11 protein-coding genes are annotated in these 14,036 nt (G+C 73.5%); 9 read left to right on the top strand and 2 right to left on the bottom strand.

Features of this window, described 5'->3' with window-relative positions:
- Positions 1 to 165: 165 nt before the first annotated feature.
- On the bottom strand, positions 166 to 1,272 hold the full coding sequence (locus Phou_RS32180) for a substrate-binding domain-containing protein (protein WP_173063085.1): 1,107 nt from the start codon (positions 1,270 to 1,272) through the stop codon (positions 166 to 168).
- Complete coding sequence (locus tag Phou_RS32175; RefSeq protein WP_173063082.1) at positions 1,269 to 3,221, bottom strand: heparinase II/III domain-containing protein; 1,953 nt, start codon at positions 3,219 to 3,221, stop codon at positions 1,269 to 1,271. The genes Phou_RS32180 and Phou_RS32175 overlap by 4 nt, the downstream gene beginning before the upstream one ends.
- Before the next feature lie 191 nt (positions 3,222 to 3,412).
- Here Phou_RS32175 and Phou_RS32170 point away from each other — a divergent pair, with 191 nt between their 5' ends.
- From Phou_RS32170 to Phou_RS32130, 9 genes are all read left to right on the top strand, one after another.
- On the top strand, positions 3,413 to 5,497 hold the full coding sequence (locus Phou_RS32170) for a DUF2264 domain-containing protein (protein ID WP_173063079.1): 2,085 nt from the start codon (positions 3,413 to 3,415) through the stop codon (positions 5,495 to 5,497).
- Complete coding sequence (locus Phou_RS32165; protein ID WP_173063076.1) at positions 5,494 to 6,774, top strand: ABC transporter substrate-binding protein; 1,281 nt, start codon at positions 5,494 to 5,496, stop codon at positions 6,772 to 6,774. The genes Phou_RS32170 and Phou_RS32165 overlap by 4 nt, the downstream gene beginning before the upstream one ends.
- Before the next feature lie 64 nt (positions 6,775 to 6,838).
- The gene (locus Phou_RS32160) at positions 6,839 to 7,738 is read left to right on the top strand and encodes a carbohydrate ABC transporter permease (RefSeq protein ID WP_173063073.1); all 900 of its coding nucleotides are present in this window, start codon (positions 6,839 to 6,841) and stop codon (positions 7,736 to 7,738) included.
- On the top strand, positions 7,738 to 8,628 hold the full coding sequence (locus tag Phou_RS32155) for a carbohydrate ABC transporter permease (protein WP_173063070.1): 891 nt from the start codon (positions 7,738 to 7,740) through the stop codon (positions 8,626 to 8,628). Before Phou_RS32160 ends, Phou_RS32155 begins: the two co-directional genes overlap by 1 nt.
- A 2-nt stretch (positions 8,629 to 8,630) precedes the next feature.
- A complete protein-coding gene (locus tag Phou_RS32150) occupies positions 8,631 to 9,287 on the top strand; it encodes a ferredoxin-NADPH reductase (protein WP_173063067.1) in 657 nt (218 codons plus the stop codon).
- Positions 9,288 to 9,339: 52 nt separating this feature from the next.
- Entirely contained in the window at positions 9,340 to 10,524 is a 1,185-nt protein-coding gene (locus tag Phou_RS32145; RefSeq protein WP_173063064.1) for a glycoside hydrolase family 88 protein, read from the top strand.
- Positions 10,521 to 11,297: a 2-dehydro-3-deoxy-D-gluconate 5-dehydrogenase KduD gene (gene kduD / locus Phou_RS32140; protein ID WP_173063061.1), complete on the top strand. Its 777-nt coding sequence runs from the start codon at positions 10,521 to 10,523 to the stop codon at positions 11,295 to 11,297. The genes Phou_RS32145 and kduD overlap by 4 nt, the downstream gene beginning before the upstream one ends.
- Before the next feature lie 8 nt (positions 11,298 to 11,305).
- Positions 11,306 to 12,331, top strand: coding sequence for a substrate-binding domain-containing protein (locus Phou_RS32135; protein WP_246273996.1), 1,026 nt, complete (start codon positions 11,306 to 11,308; stop codon positions 12,329 to 12,331).
- Positions 12,332 to 12,429: 98 nt separating this feature from the next.
- Complete coding sequence (locus tag Phou_RS32130) at positions 12,430 to 13,869, top strand: RICIN domain-containing protein (RefSeq protein WP_246273995.1); 1,440 nt, start codon at positions 12,430 to 12,432, stop codon at positions 13,867 to 13,869.
- The last annotated feature ends 167 nt before the right edge of the window (positions 13,870 to 14,036 follow it).

The raw sequence follows: 14,036 nt of genomic DNA, 5'->3' as shown, positions 1-14,036 counted from the left end.
CCGTCGCGGAGGTCCGCGACCGTCCATCAAGGGCAGGCGGCGCGCGATCTGCGGGACCTGGCTCTTCGGGGGGTGAGTTGGGCGACCGCGGAGGGTGAGACCGCGGGAGCGACGGTCCGGACCACCGCGGACATCGCGGTGGCCCGGATCCCTTGGATGGATCGTCTACGCGCGCGGGGGTGCTGTCGACTCGCGGATGCGCAGGGACGGGCTGATGACGACCCGGTGGGTGGGGCGGTCGGGGTCGGCGAGGCGGTCGGCGACGAGGCTCACCGCGGCCCGGCCGATCGAGCGGCGCGGCGGGCGGACGGCGGTCAGCGGCGGGCTGAACAGGCCGGCGACCTCGTCGTCGTAGGCCACGATGGACAGGTCGCCGGGCACGGAGAGGTGGCGCTCCTCGCAGTGCTGCACCAGCGCGATCGCCTCCGCGTCCGCGTGCACCAGCAGCGCCGTCGTGCCGGTGGCCTGGCAGCGGTCGAGCACCTCGTCGAGCACGGCGTCGCGCTCCGGCGAGCGGGCGTCGGGCACCACGACCTCGACCGTGGCGGCGGGGTCGAGCCCGCACTCGGCGGCGGCCTCCAGCCACCCGCGGCGCACGTGCGGGCGGGTCGGGCTGTTGGAGTCCAGCAGGACGCCGACCTTGCGGTGCCCGAGCGAGGTGAGGTGCCGCACCGCCATGGCCGCGCCGAGCGCGTGGTCGGTCACCACCGACTCCATGACCGCGTGGTGCGGGCCCACGGTGGCCGCGCGTTCGAGCAGCACCACGGGTACGCCGGCGTGGGCCAGCCAGTCGATGGTGCGTTCCGCCGTGGGCGCGTCCATCCGCGGGGCGATGATCAGGCCGTCGACGGCCATCCGGTCGACGAGGCGTTCGAGCTGGGGTTTGTCGTCCTCGGTGTCGTACGACGAGCCGCGCAGCACGATCCGCATGTCCAGCTCGATGGCCGCCTCCTCCGCGCCCCTCGCCACGTCGGGCCAGTAGTAGTCGAGCGAGGGCACGAGCATGCCGAGCGTGCGCCCGCTGAGCGAGTCGAGGGCCGCGGGCACCTCGCCGGCCGCCGGCGGCTCGTCCGGCGCGATCAGCGCGACCCCGCCGTGCACCCGCCGGACCAGTCCCTCGGCCGCGAGCTGGGCGATGTCGCGCCGGATCGTGACCTGGGCCGCGCCGAGCGCCTGGGACAGGTCGGAGATGCGCATCGCACCGTCGCGCTGCAGCGCCTCCAGCAACTGCTGCCGGCGGGCGACCTGCAGCGGACCGCGGGGCTCTGTCATCGGCTACCTCCGGGTGGCGCGTCGTGCGGGTGGACTTGCTCGACGGTGAGCGCGAACGTGCCGGTCGTACCGGCGGCGGTGACGTCGATCGCCAGCCGGGTGAGCCGCTGTCCCCACACGCCGGCGAGCATAGGATCGTCGAGCACACGGGTGGTCGAGGCGCACGGCGCGGAGCGCGGCTGCCAGCGCAGCCTGACCCGGCCGGCGCCGTCGAGGGCGGTGACGTCGGCGTGTCCGGCCCCGATCCGCACGTCGCCGGCGACCAGCAGGTGCAGGTGGGTCGGCGCGGCGGAGGCGTCGGGGTCCAGCGCCCAGTCGTCGACGACCACGATCCGTCCACTGTGGCGCTCCAGCCGCGCGGTGCGCCGCCAGTGCCGTATGTCGGAGCGCGGGTACGCGCCGGCGAGGTCGAGGCGCAGCTCACCGGCGGCGGCCGTGACGTCCCGCGCGGCGTGGGCGCGGCCGGGTGCCTGCGCGGTGCCGCGGATGTGCGGCACGTTGTGCCAGTCGCTGCGCATGGTCCAGATGTCGTACCGCCCGGGCCCGAAGGTCTGCGCGGTGTAGGTGGGGCGGCCGGCGTCGACGAGTACCGGAACGCCGTCGAGGGCGACCACGACGGAGCCGACGTCGTTGTGGTTGTGGTGCTCGCCGTTGTGCCCGCCTTTGACCGCGAGGGTGAGGCCGGCGGGGCTGCCGGCGGCGGGGCGGGCGAGGAGCACCTGCGTGGACGGGAGCCACACCTCGCGCGGCAGCGGCGGCGGCGCGGGCTCGGCCGCGACCCACTCCGGGTCGGTGAGCGCGCGCAGCAGCCGGCCCAGGCCGTGCTCCTCGCCGGCGACGGGCTCGCCGGGGCGGCGGTGAGCGGCGGCGTGCGCCCGCGCGTCGGTGTCACCGACCCGGCGGGCGGCCCGGTGCAGGGCGTGCCAGGGCTGGCCGCCGGCCGGGCGGGCGGAGCCGTCGGCGTGGTTGAGGTACCACTCGCCGCCCAGGTGCATCCGATGCGGGAAGGCGACGGTGTGGCGCAGCGCCTCGCCGGGCACGCCGCCGAGCGCGCCGCCGGTGGCGTGGGCGAGCAGGTCGAGCGCCTCGTGCGCGCGGCAGGCGCCGTTCCACCAGTAGGCGTAGCCCTCGTCGATCGCACCGTCGGCGGGCAGTGCCGCCACGTACCGGTCGAGCCCCTGGACCACCAGGTCGACCAGCGCGGCCCGCCGGCTCTGGTCGTCGATCAGGCGCAGCGCGGCGACCAGCACGTTGCCGTGGATCCACGGGCTCCAGTTGTGCACGTCGCCGTCGAGGCCGAGCCAGTGCCAGTCGCGGCGGCGGGCGAACGGGGTCAGCACCCGCCGGTCCACCTCGTACCGCACGCGGGTGCGCAGGCCCGGCGTGTGGGCGTCGAGCGGCTCGCCGAGCAGGTGGTCGACCCAGGCCAGCTGGGCGGCGACCTCGCCGGCGCCCAGGTCCAGGCACGGGTCGGTCACCGTGGGCAGCACCGCGCCGTGGACCGCGCGCGTGTCGTCGTGTGCCGGCCAGCACCAGCCGCTCTGCTCGCACAGCAGCGTCACCCCGTCGACGACCTCGTCGAGCCAGCCGCCGTCGAGGGTGGCGGCGGCGAGGACGGCGGCCCGGGTGAGCCGCCGGTGGCGGGCGAAGACCCGCTGCTCGTACGCGTCGCGGTCGCCGTCACGGAAGAACCGCGCGTAGAGGTGGGCGAGGGTCTCGGGCCAGGGCGTCCCCCGCTCGCGCTCGGCCCCCGCGCGCAGGTGCTCCAGCGTGGCGGCGTCCGGCCGGGCCCAGGTGGCGCGGTCGCCGGCGGCCGGCACGGGGAGGGCCTCGGCCGGCGGCACGAGCACGCGCGCGAGCAGGTCGGCACCGGTGTCCGGCCAGGCCGCGGCGAGGGGGCCGGCGAAGCGGTCGTTGGGGGCATGACACCTCGGCGAGCTGCTGAACAACCGTGATCGGACGTGATCATATCAGATCAGTTTGATCGAATCTGCTCGCCTAGGTGTGATCAAGTTATTGACACGTTCGGTTGTGAGCGTTTTACTTCGGAAACCCAGCCGTTGCCTCCCGGTCACACCAGCCGGCAACGCCCTCCGCTCGCCCCCTTCCATGGAGACGGACCGATGCGACAGGACCGCGGATGATGCCCGGAGCGGCGAGCCCCGCCGCGCTGGCCGGCACCTGGGGCCGCGCCGACTGGCTGGCGCTCGCCGACCGCATGCTCGCCGCCGTCCGGCCGTTCGCGTCGCCGGGAAACGCCCTGGTCACGATCCCCGGTCCGGCGGGTGGTTACGGGCGGGAGGTCGACGGCCTCGAAGGGTTCGCCCGCACCTTCCTGCTGGCCGGCTTCCGCATCGCCGGGGCACGCGGGGTGGGCGTCGACGCGCTCGCCGAGTGGTACGCGAAGGGCATCGCCACCGGCACCGACCCGGCCGCGCCCGACCGCTGGGTGCGCATGCGGGAGCACCCCCAGGCGAAGGTGGAGGCCGCCTCCCTCGCGCTGGTGCTCGACCTGACCCGGCCGTGGATCTGGGACCGGCTCTCCCCCGCGGTGCGGGAGCGGGTGGTGGACTACCTGGCGCCCGCGGTGGGCGACGGCACGTACCCGCGGATCAACTGGGTCTGGTTCCGCCTCGTCGTGCAGACGTTCCTGCGCTCGGTGGGCGGGCCGCACTCGCTCGGCGAGATGGCCGAGGACCTCGCCACCCACGACGGCTTCGCCCGCGCCGACGGCTGGCTGTCCGACGGCGCCGAGCGGGCGTACGACCACTACGTCGGCTGGGCCCTGCACGTGTACCCGACGCTGTGGGCCCGGATGGCCGGCGCGGCGGACCTGGCGGCCGGCCGCCGCGACCGCGACGTGGCGACCCTGGACAGGTTTCTGCGCGACGCGGTCGCCTTGGTCGGCGCCGACGGTGCGCCGCTGGTGCAAGGGCGCAGCCTGATCTACCGGTTCGCGGCCGCGGCGCCGTTCTGGGTCGGCGCCCTGGCCGGCGTGCCGTCGGTCGGCCCCGGGCAGCTGCGCCGCGCCGCCACGAGCGTCGTGCGCCACTTCACCGAGCGCGGCGCCTTCGACGACCGCGGCCTGCTCACCATGGGGTGGCACGGGCCGTGGCGGCGGCTCGCCCAGCGGTACTCCGGGCCCGGCTCGCCCTACTGGGCCAGCAAGGGCCTGCTCGGCATCGCGCTGCCGGCCGACCATCCGGTGTGGACGGCGCCGGAGGAGCCGCTGCCGGTCGAGCGCGCGGACTCGGTGCGGGCGGTGCGCGCCCCGGGCTGGCTCGTGTCGGGCACCCGCGCCGACGGCATCGTCCGGGTCGTCAACCACGGCACCGACCACGCCGAGGAGGGCGGCACCGTAGGCGACTCCCCGCTGTACGCGCGGCTCGGCTACTCCACCGCCACCAGCCCGGTGCTCGACGAGGGCGGCTGGCTCAACCCGATCGACCAGTCGGTCACGCTCGTGGACGGCGCCGGCCGGGCCACCCACCGCGCCGGGATGCGGACACTGGTAGTTCACGTTAACAGCGACGGTGTCGGCGTGGCCGGCTCGCGCGGCACGGTCCGCTGGGTCGACCCGGACCCCGGCCACCGCGACCACGGCAGCGGCCGCGCGGGCGCGCACCGCACCGCCGGGGTCGTCACGGTGTACTCGCTCGTGCGCGGCCCCTGGGAGCTGCGCCTGGCCCGCGTCGACAGCCTCGCCGAGGGCGTGGACGCCGGCGCGCTGCGGCTGCGGGTCGGCGGCTGGCCCGTGGCCGGCGACGCGACCGCGGCGTTCGCCGGCGGCGTCGCGCGCGCCACCGGCGCCGGCCTGACCAGCTGGCTGGAGAGCGTGCACGGCGGCGGCACGGCCGGCGCCACCGCGGTGCCTGACGGCGGTCCGCTGGCCGGCGACGTGGTCGTGCCCTGGCTGGAGCACCCGGTCCGGCCGGGCGCCTGGATCGCCGCGCTGGTCGCGCTCTCCGGCGGCGCCGACGCGGCCGATGACCGCCGCGGGTGCCGGGTCGCGCTCGCGCCCGCCGCGCACGACGCGGCGGCCGGGCGGCGCCGGCCCGCCGGCGACCGAAGCGAGCACGACCGGCACAGGTTGGTCGTCGCGGTCGACTGGCCCGACGGGGTCAGCACCACGACCAGCCTGGACGTGCCAGGAGACGCCGGCGAGGCGACCTGGCCGCAGCGTGGGCCCGCCCCCGGGCCCCTGACCTTGAAGGAGAAAGGATGAGGCGCGCGATACCTGCTGCGATCAGTGCCGCTACGGCGCTGGCGCTCGTCCTCGCCGGTTGCGGCGGCGAGGACGAGCCAACCGACCCGAACGCCCCGGTGACGATCACCCTTGCCGGCTGGAGCCTGTCGACGACGCCCGAGTTCAAGACGCTCGCCGATGGTTTCCACGCCGCTCACCCGAACGTGACGGTCGAGCTCAAAGAGTACGACGCGACGAACTACGACACGCAGATGACCGCCGACCTGGCCGCCGGCACCGCGCCCGACGTGTACGTGCTGAAGAACCTCAAGAACTTCTACACGTACCAGAGCGGCGGCCAGCTGCTGGAGCTGCCGGACGCCGCGGGTGGCACCGCCTACGAGGTCGACGGCAAGACCTACGCCGTGCCGTACCGGCAGGACTCGTGGGTGCTGTTCTACAACAAGGACCTGTTCGCCAAGGCGAAGGTGAACCCGCCGGACGGGAGCTGGACCTGGGACGACTACGCCACCGCCGCCAAGGCGCTGACCACCGGCCTCAAGGGCGCCGGCGCGAAGGCGACCGGCACGTACCAGCACGTGTTCCAGTCGACGGTGCAGGGCTTCGCGCTGGCGCAGACGCCCAGCGCCGACCTGCTCTCCGGTGACTTCGGCTACCTCAAGCCGTACTACCAGCGGTCGCTGGACCTGCAGGCGGCGGGCGCGCAGCCGACGTTCGGCACGGCGACGACGAACAAGCTCACGTACCAGGCGCAGTTCGGCAAGCAGCAGTCGGCGATGCTGCTGATGGGCACCTGGTACATCGCGACGCTGCTGAAGCAGCGCACGAGCGGCGACGCCGACAAGTTCGAGTGGGGCATCGCCCCGGCGCCGCAGTTCGACACGTCGACCACGGGCACGTCGGCCACGCCGGTCACCTTCGGCGACCCGACCGGGCTCGGCGTCAACCCCAGGGCGAGCAAGGCCAAGCAGGACGCGGCCAAGGAGTTCCTGCGCTACGTGGTCGGCGAGGACGCCGGCAAGGCGCTCGCCGGCATCGGCATCACCCCGGCGCAGACCTCGGACGCGGTCACACAGACCCTCTTCGGGCTGGACGGGGTGCCCCAGGACGAGCTGTCCAAGTTCGCCTACGCCAAGCACGACACCAAGCCGGAGAACCCGGTGTCCAAGCACACCGCCGGCCTGCAGAACCTGCTCAACGAGACCCACTCGGCGATCTTGTCCGACAGCACCCCGCTGGACAAGGCCATCACCGACGCGCAGGCCCGCGCCAAGAACGAGGTCCTCAACCAGTGAGTGACGGCGGGTCCGGTGCCACCCGGCGCCGGACCCGCCACCGACCGCTCTGGAGACAATCCGAATGGCAACGATGTCGCGGGCCCGGCCCCGCCGGCTGGTTTGGCGCAACACGGTGGCCGGATGGTCGTTCATCCTGCCCAACTTCGTCGGCTTCGCCGCGCTCACGCTGGTGCCCGTCGTCGCGCTGTTCTACCTGGCCTTCACCAACTGGAACGTCTTCGGTGTCGCGGACTGGACCGGCACCGCGAACTTCCGTCGCATGTGGAGCGACGCCAGCTTCTGGACGGCGCTGCGCAACACCATCTACTACGCGGTCTTCCACATCCCGCTGACGCTGGTGGCCTCGCTGGGGCTGGCGCTGCTGCTGAACCGCAGGCTGCGCGGCGTGGCCTTCTTCCGCACCGTCGCGTTCTTCCCGTACATCACGTCGATCGTCGCGATCGCGGTCGTCTGGAACCAGCTGTTCAGCCCCGAGTACGGCCCGGTGAACGCCTTCCTGCGCGGCCTCGGCGTCGACAACCCGCCCGGCTGGACCACCTCGGCGCAGTGGTCGATGCCGGCGGTCATCCTCGTCGGCACGTGGCGGTACATGGGCTACTACATGCTGCTGTTCCTGGCCGGCCTGCAGACGATCCCGGCGCAGCTCTACGAGGCCGCGCAGATCGACGGCGCCGGCCCGTGGCAGCGCTTCACGCACGTGACGCTGCCCGGCCTGCGGCACACCACGTTCTTCGTCACCGTGATGCTGACCATCGAGAGCTTCAAGGTCTTCGACCTCATCCTCGTGATGACGCAGGGCGGGCCGGGGCAGTCCACATTGGTGCTGTCGCAGTACATCTACCAGAAGGGCTTCGTGGAGAACCAGTTCGGCTACGCGTCGGCGGTCTCCATCGTGCTGTTCGCCGTCTGCTTCGGCGTCACCGCCGTCCAGTTCCTGGTCAACCGGCGAGGAGAACGCTGATGGCCCTCACCGAACTGCGTCCACACGCGACTCTCACGGTGCCGGGGCGCCCGGCCGGCGAGCGGCGCCGCGCCTCCCGGGGCTGGCGGGTGGCCGGCTACGCCGCCCTCGCGCTGGCGGCGGCCGCGCTGCTGCTGCCGTTCTACTGGATGGTCGTCTCGTCGCTGAAGACGAACAACGACGTGTTCACCATCCCCATCAAGTGGATGCCGGACCCGGTGGTGTGGCGCAACTACGTCGACATCTGGCAGCGCTCGGACCTGACCACCTGGTTGGGCAACACGCTGCTGCTGTCGGTCGTCGTGACCACGCTCCAGGTGCTCACCGGCAGCTTCGCCGCGTACGGCTTCGCCCGGGTCCGCTTCCCCGGCCGCAACCTGCTGTTCCTGGCGTACGTCGGCACGATCGCGGTGCCGTGGCAGTCGTACATGATCCCGCAGTTCATCCTGATGTCGAAGCTGCACCTGTCGAACACGCTGTGGGCCATCATCGCGATCCAGGCGTTCGGCGCGTTCGGCGTGTTCCTGATGAAGCAGTTCTACGAGACGATCCCGGAGGAGCTGAGCGAGTCGGCCCGGGTCGACGGGCTCACCGAGTTCGGCATCTACCGCCGGATCATGCTGCCGCTGTCCCGGCCGGCGCTGGCCAGCCTGGCGCTGATCACGTTCGTCACCACCTGGAACGACTACCTGGGCCCGCTGATCTACCTGCGCAGCCCGGAGCTGCGCACGATACAGCTCGGGCTGAACACGTTCGTCTCGCAGTACAACGCCGAGCACGCCCTGATCATGACGGGCTCGGTGCTGTCCGTCCTGCCGGTGGCGGTCATCTTCCTGCTCGGGCAGCGGTACTTCGTCGAGGGCATCGCCACGACCGGACTGAAGGGGTGACCATGCGACTGCGTCACGACACCATCGCCGCCGTCTTCGACGCGGTACACGTCGCGCTGCTCAGCAACCTGCTGCTGGTCGCCGGGGCGCTGCCGCTGGTCCTGCTCGCGTTCACCACCGACCCGGCCCGCGCGTGGCCGCTGTACGCGCTGGCCGCTCCGCTGTGCGCGCCCGGCGTGTGCGGCGTGTTCGCGGTCATGTCCGGCTTCTCGGCCGGGCGGGGCGACGGCGTCCTGCGCACCTTCGCCCGCGCGTGGCGGGCCACCGCCCGCCCGGCGATGCTGTGGGGCGCCGCGACCACCGCCGCGCTGGTCGTGCTCGCCGTCGACGCCGCCGCGGCGTGGGGGCACCGGGTCGGCGCGCTCGCCCTGCCGGTGCTCGCCATGCTCGCGCTGCTCACGGTCGCCACCGGCCTGCTCGGGCTGGTCACGATCGCCGAGCGGCCCACCGCGCGGCTGCGCGACGTGGCCCGCGCCTGCCTCTACCTGGGCGTGCGCCGCTGGTACCTCACCGGGGTCTCGCTCCTGGTCCTTGCCCTGCTCGCCCAGTTCATGGCCGCCCGCCCGGCACTGGCGCTCGGGCTCGCCGCGGCGCCGCTGCTCTACGTGGTCTGGGCCAACACCCGCTTCACGCTGCGCCCCGCGCTCGACCCCGCCTGACGCCCGACCCCCGCCTCACGCCCGAGTCCGACCACGGAGGGAAACCACGCCCATGACGGCGATCCATGTCCGTCCCAGCCCAGACGCCGAGGCGATCGCGGCCGCGGTGGCCGCCGCCCTGCGCACCGTCGACGCGAACCTCGACAGCTTCGGCGACCGGTACCCCGACGACACCACGGCCGGCGACCGGTACCCGCCGCGGCCGCCGTCGGCCGGGCAGCCGGAGGGCGGCAACGTCGGCTGGACCACGAGCTTCTGGCCGGGGATGCTGTGGCGGGCGTACGACCTGACCGGCCAGGAGCGGTACCGGCTGGCCGCGCTGTCGCATGTGGACAGCTTCGCGGCGCGCGTGCACGGCGGCATCGACCTGGACACGCACGACCTCGGCTTCCTGTACACCCTCTCCTGCGTCACCGCGGCCCGGCGCGCCGGCGACGAGCGGGCCCGCGACGCGGCCCTGGCGGCGGCCGCCCACCTCACCAGCCGCGTGCTGCCGGCGGCCGGCATCATCCAGGCGTGGGGCGACCTCGACGACCCCCGCCAGCGCGGCCGCACGATCATCGACAGCCTCATGAACACCCCGCTGCTGTTCTGGGCCGCCCGCACCACCGGCGACGAGCGCTACGCGGCCGTCGCGCGGCGGCACACCGCCCAGCTGCGCGAGCACATCCTGCGCCCGGACGGCACGACGTTCCACACCTTCTACTGGGACCCGGAGACCGGCGCGCCGCTGCGCGGCGAGACCGAGCAGGGCCACGCGGACGACTCGTGCTGGGCCCGGGGGCAGGCCTGGGCGATCTACGGCTTCACGCTCAACCACCGGTACACCGGCGAGCCGGAGCTGCTGGCCGCCGCGCAGACCTGTGCCGACTACTTCCTGGCCCACCTGCCCGCCGACCACGTCGCCTACTGGGACCTGGTGTTCGGCGACGGCAGCGGCGCCGAACGCGACAGCTCCGCCGCCGCCATCGCCGCCTGCGGCCTGGCCGAGCTGGCCGGCCACGTGGGCGACCCGGCGCGGGCGGAGCGGTACCGTGAGGCGGCCGGCCGCATCCTGCGCTCGCTCGTCGACGGGTACTCCACCGGCGGGCGCCCGGGCTCGCAGGCCCTGATCCGGCACGGCGTGTACGACAAGCCCAAGGGGATCGGCGTCGACGAGGGCACCCTGTGGGGCGACTACTTCTACCTGGAGGCCCTCGCCCGCGCCGCCGGGCCGGGCTGGGAGGATCCGTGGTGACGACCGGAGGGGTTCTGGGCAGCTTCCGCCTCGACGGCCGGGTCGCGCTGGTCACCGGCGGCGGGCGCGGCATCGGTCAGGCGCTCGCGGTCGCGCTGGCCGAGGCCGGCGCGGACGTCGCGCTGCTGGGCCGCAGCCACCCGGCCGAGACGGCGGCGCGGGTGCAGGCGCTGGGCCGGCGGGCACTCGTGGTGACCACGGACCTCGCCACCGCCGGGCCGGAGGACCTCGCCGCCTCGGTCGACGCGGTGGTCGGCGGGCTGGGCCGGCTCGACGTGCTGGTCAACAACGCCGGCATGATCCGCCGCTCGGACGCGCTCGCGCACTCGCCGCGGGACTGGGCGGCGGTGCTGCGGGTCGACCTCGACGCGGTCTTCCACCTGTGCCAGGCGGCCGGGCGGGTCATGGTCGCGCAGGGGCACGGCCGGATCGTCAACATCGCGTCGATGCTGTCGTACCACGGCGGCGTGCGGGTGCCGTCGTACACCGCGGCCAAGCACGGCGTCGTCGGCATCACCAAGGCGCTGGCGAACGAGTGGGCCGGCGCCGGCGTCAACGTCAACGCGCTCGCGCCCGGCTACATCGCCACCGACCAGACCGCGGTCCTGCGCGAGGACCCCGACCGGGAACGCGAGATCCGCGAACGGATCCCGGCCGGCCGCTGGGGACGCCCCGAGGACCTGATGGGCGCCGTCGTCTTCCTCGCCTCCGACGCCGCCCGGTACGTGCACGGTGCCGTCCTCGCCGTGGACGGAGGCTGGCTCGCCCGCTAGGAGTACCCGTGACGAGTGAGCGGATGTTCGGTACGCAGCGGCAGGAGCGGCTGCTCGCCGAGTTGCGCGGGCACGGCGCGGTGCGCGTGCGCGACCTGGCCCGCGAACTCGGCGTCAGCGAGCTGACCATCCGCCGCGACATCGCCGCCCTCGCCGCCCGCGGCCTGGTGTCCAAGGTGCACGGTGGGGCGACGCTGCCGTCGCACCGCGCCGCGGCCGGCCCGCCGCGGCGGGTCGCCATCCGGTTCACGATCGGGATGGTCGTCCCGTCGCTGGACTTCTACTGGCCGCCGGTGGTGGCCGGCGCGCGGGCCGCGGCGGCGGCGCTGGGCGTCAGCATCCAGCTGCGCGGCTCCAGCTACGACCCGGACGAGGACCGCCGCCAGGTCAGCCGGCTGGTGGAGGCCGGCGAGGTGCAGGGCCTGCTGCTCGCGCCGACGCTGGACGGCGACGGCGCGGTACCCGGGTGGATCGCCCGGCTGCCCGTGCCCGCCGTGCTGCTGGAGCGGGAGCCGCGCGGGTGGACGGCCGCCGAGTGGGTGCGCACCGACCACGCGCACGGCCTCGACCTCGCCGTGCGGCACCTGTGCCAGCAGGGTCACCGCCGCATCGGCCTCGTGCTCGCCCGGGACAGCCCGACGTCGGCGCACCTGATGCGCGCCTGGCGGGCGGGGCACGCGGGCATGGCCGAGCTGGTCGCGCCCGGCCAGCAGGAGCGCGTCGTGCGCGAGTGCCGGCGGGCGGGGGTCACCGCGCTCGTCGTACACAGCGATCCGGAGGCCGTGTCGGTCGCGCAGTGCTGCGCCGAACGCGGCATCGCGGTCCCCGGCGAGCTCGCGATCGTCTCGTACGACGACGAGGTCGCCCACCTCGCCGAGCCCGCGCTCACCGCGGTCCGGCCGCCCAAGAGCCACCTCGGGCGCCTCGCCGTGGAGCTGATGGTCGCCCGCCTGCTCGGCGGCGGGCAGCGCCCCGCGCACCGGGTGCTGCTGGCGCCCGATCTGGTCGTGCGCGCCTCGTCTGTTCGTTTGTGAACGTTACCGATCGACTCGCTTCGAACCCTGGCCCGCCGGTTACGAAGGTGTTACCAATATGATGAACATCGATGTCTTGGGTGTGGGAGGGACACGGAGTGAGAAGCGAGAAGCGGCTGCTGGCCGTGGGAGCGGCGCTGGTACTGGCCGCGGGCGCTGCGGCGGTCGCGGTGGCCGCTCCCGCGCACGCGGCACCGGTCACCGTCACCAACGGCACGCAGTTCACCGACACGTCCGGCGCGGTGGTGCACGCGCACGGCGGCGGCGTGCTCAAGGTCGGCACCTACTACTACTGGTTCGGCGAGAACCGCAACGCCAACAACACCTTCCGCGCGGTCTCCGCCTACCGCTCCACGGACCTGCGCACGTGGGAGTTCCGCGGCAACGTGCTGACCCAGTCCTCGGCCGCCGAGCTCCAGGTCGCCAACATCGAGCGGCCGAAGGTCATCTACAACGCCAGCACCGGCCGCTACGTCATGTGGATGCACAAGGAGAACGGCTCGAACTACAGCGAGGCCCGCGCGGCGGTCGCCTCGTCGGCCACGGTGGACGGCGCGTACACGTACCACGGCAGCTTCCGCCCGCTCGGGCAGCACATGTCCCGGGACATCACGCTCTACAACGACGGCGGCACCGCGTACATGATCTCGGCCGCCGACGAGAACTACGACCTGCACATCTACCGCCTCACCGCCGACTACCTCAACGTGGCCAGCCTGGTCGGCAACTTCTGGAACGACGCGCACCGCGAGGCGCCGGCGATGTTCAAGCGCGGCAGCACCTACTTCCTGCTCACCTCGGCCGCGACCGGCTGGAACCCCAACCAGGCGCAGTACGCCACCGCGTCCAGCATCTCCGGCCCGTGGAGCGGCTGGACCAACGTCGGCAACGGCACCACGTTCAGCTCGCAGCCGACGTACGTGCTGCCGATCCAGGGCAGCGCGACGACCAGCTACCTCTACATGGGCGACCGGTGGGCCGGCGCGTGGGGCGGGCCGGTCAACGACTCCCAGTACGTCTGGCTGCCGATCACCTTCCCGTCGAACACCAGCATGAGCCTGAGCTGGTCGCCGTCGATCACGATCGACGCGGCCACCGGCACGGTCACCGGCAACTCCCCCACCTACTACCGGGTGACCAACCGCAACAGCGGCCGGGTGATGGACGTGGTCAGCAACTCCACGGCCAACAACGCCGAGGTCAAGCAGTACAGCTGGAACGGCGGCGGCAACCAGAAGTGGGAGTTCCAGGACGCCGGCGGCGGCTACGTCCGCCTGGTCAACCAGAACTCCGGCAAGTGCCTCGACGTCGCCTCCGCCTCGACCGCCGACGGCGCCAACGTCATCCAGTACACCTGCGGCGGCGGCACCAACCAGCAGTGGCAGTGGGTGGCGACGGGCAGCTACTTCCAGCTGCGCGCCCGGCACAGCGGCAAGTGCCTCGACGTGGTCAACGCCAACACCGCCGACGGCGCCGACATCCAGCAGTACGCCTGCGGCTCCGGCACCAACCAGCACTGGACCAGGACCCAGTCCTGACCCGCCGGCATCTTCCGGATCCAGCCGGGCCAGGCCGGATCCGGAAGACCCCGGAGATGAGCTACCGCGACGTCCGCCGTGGTCCGGACCGTCGCTCCCGCGGCCTCGCCCTCCGCGCCCGGTCACGGTCTCGAGCCAACCCCGACCTCACGGTTGATCAGGGACCT

This window comes from Phytohabitans houttuyneae (assembly GCF_011764425.1).
GTDB classification, from domain to species: Bacteria; Actinomycetota; Actinomycetes; order Mycobacteriales; family Micromonosporaceae; genus Phytohabitans; species Phytohabitans houttuyneae.
This window is presented reverse-complemented; position numbering and strand designations above follow the sequence as displayed.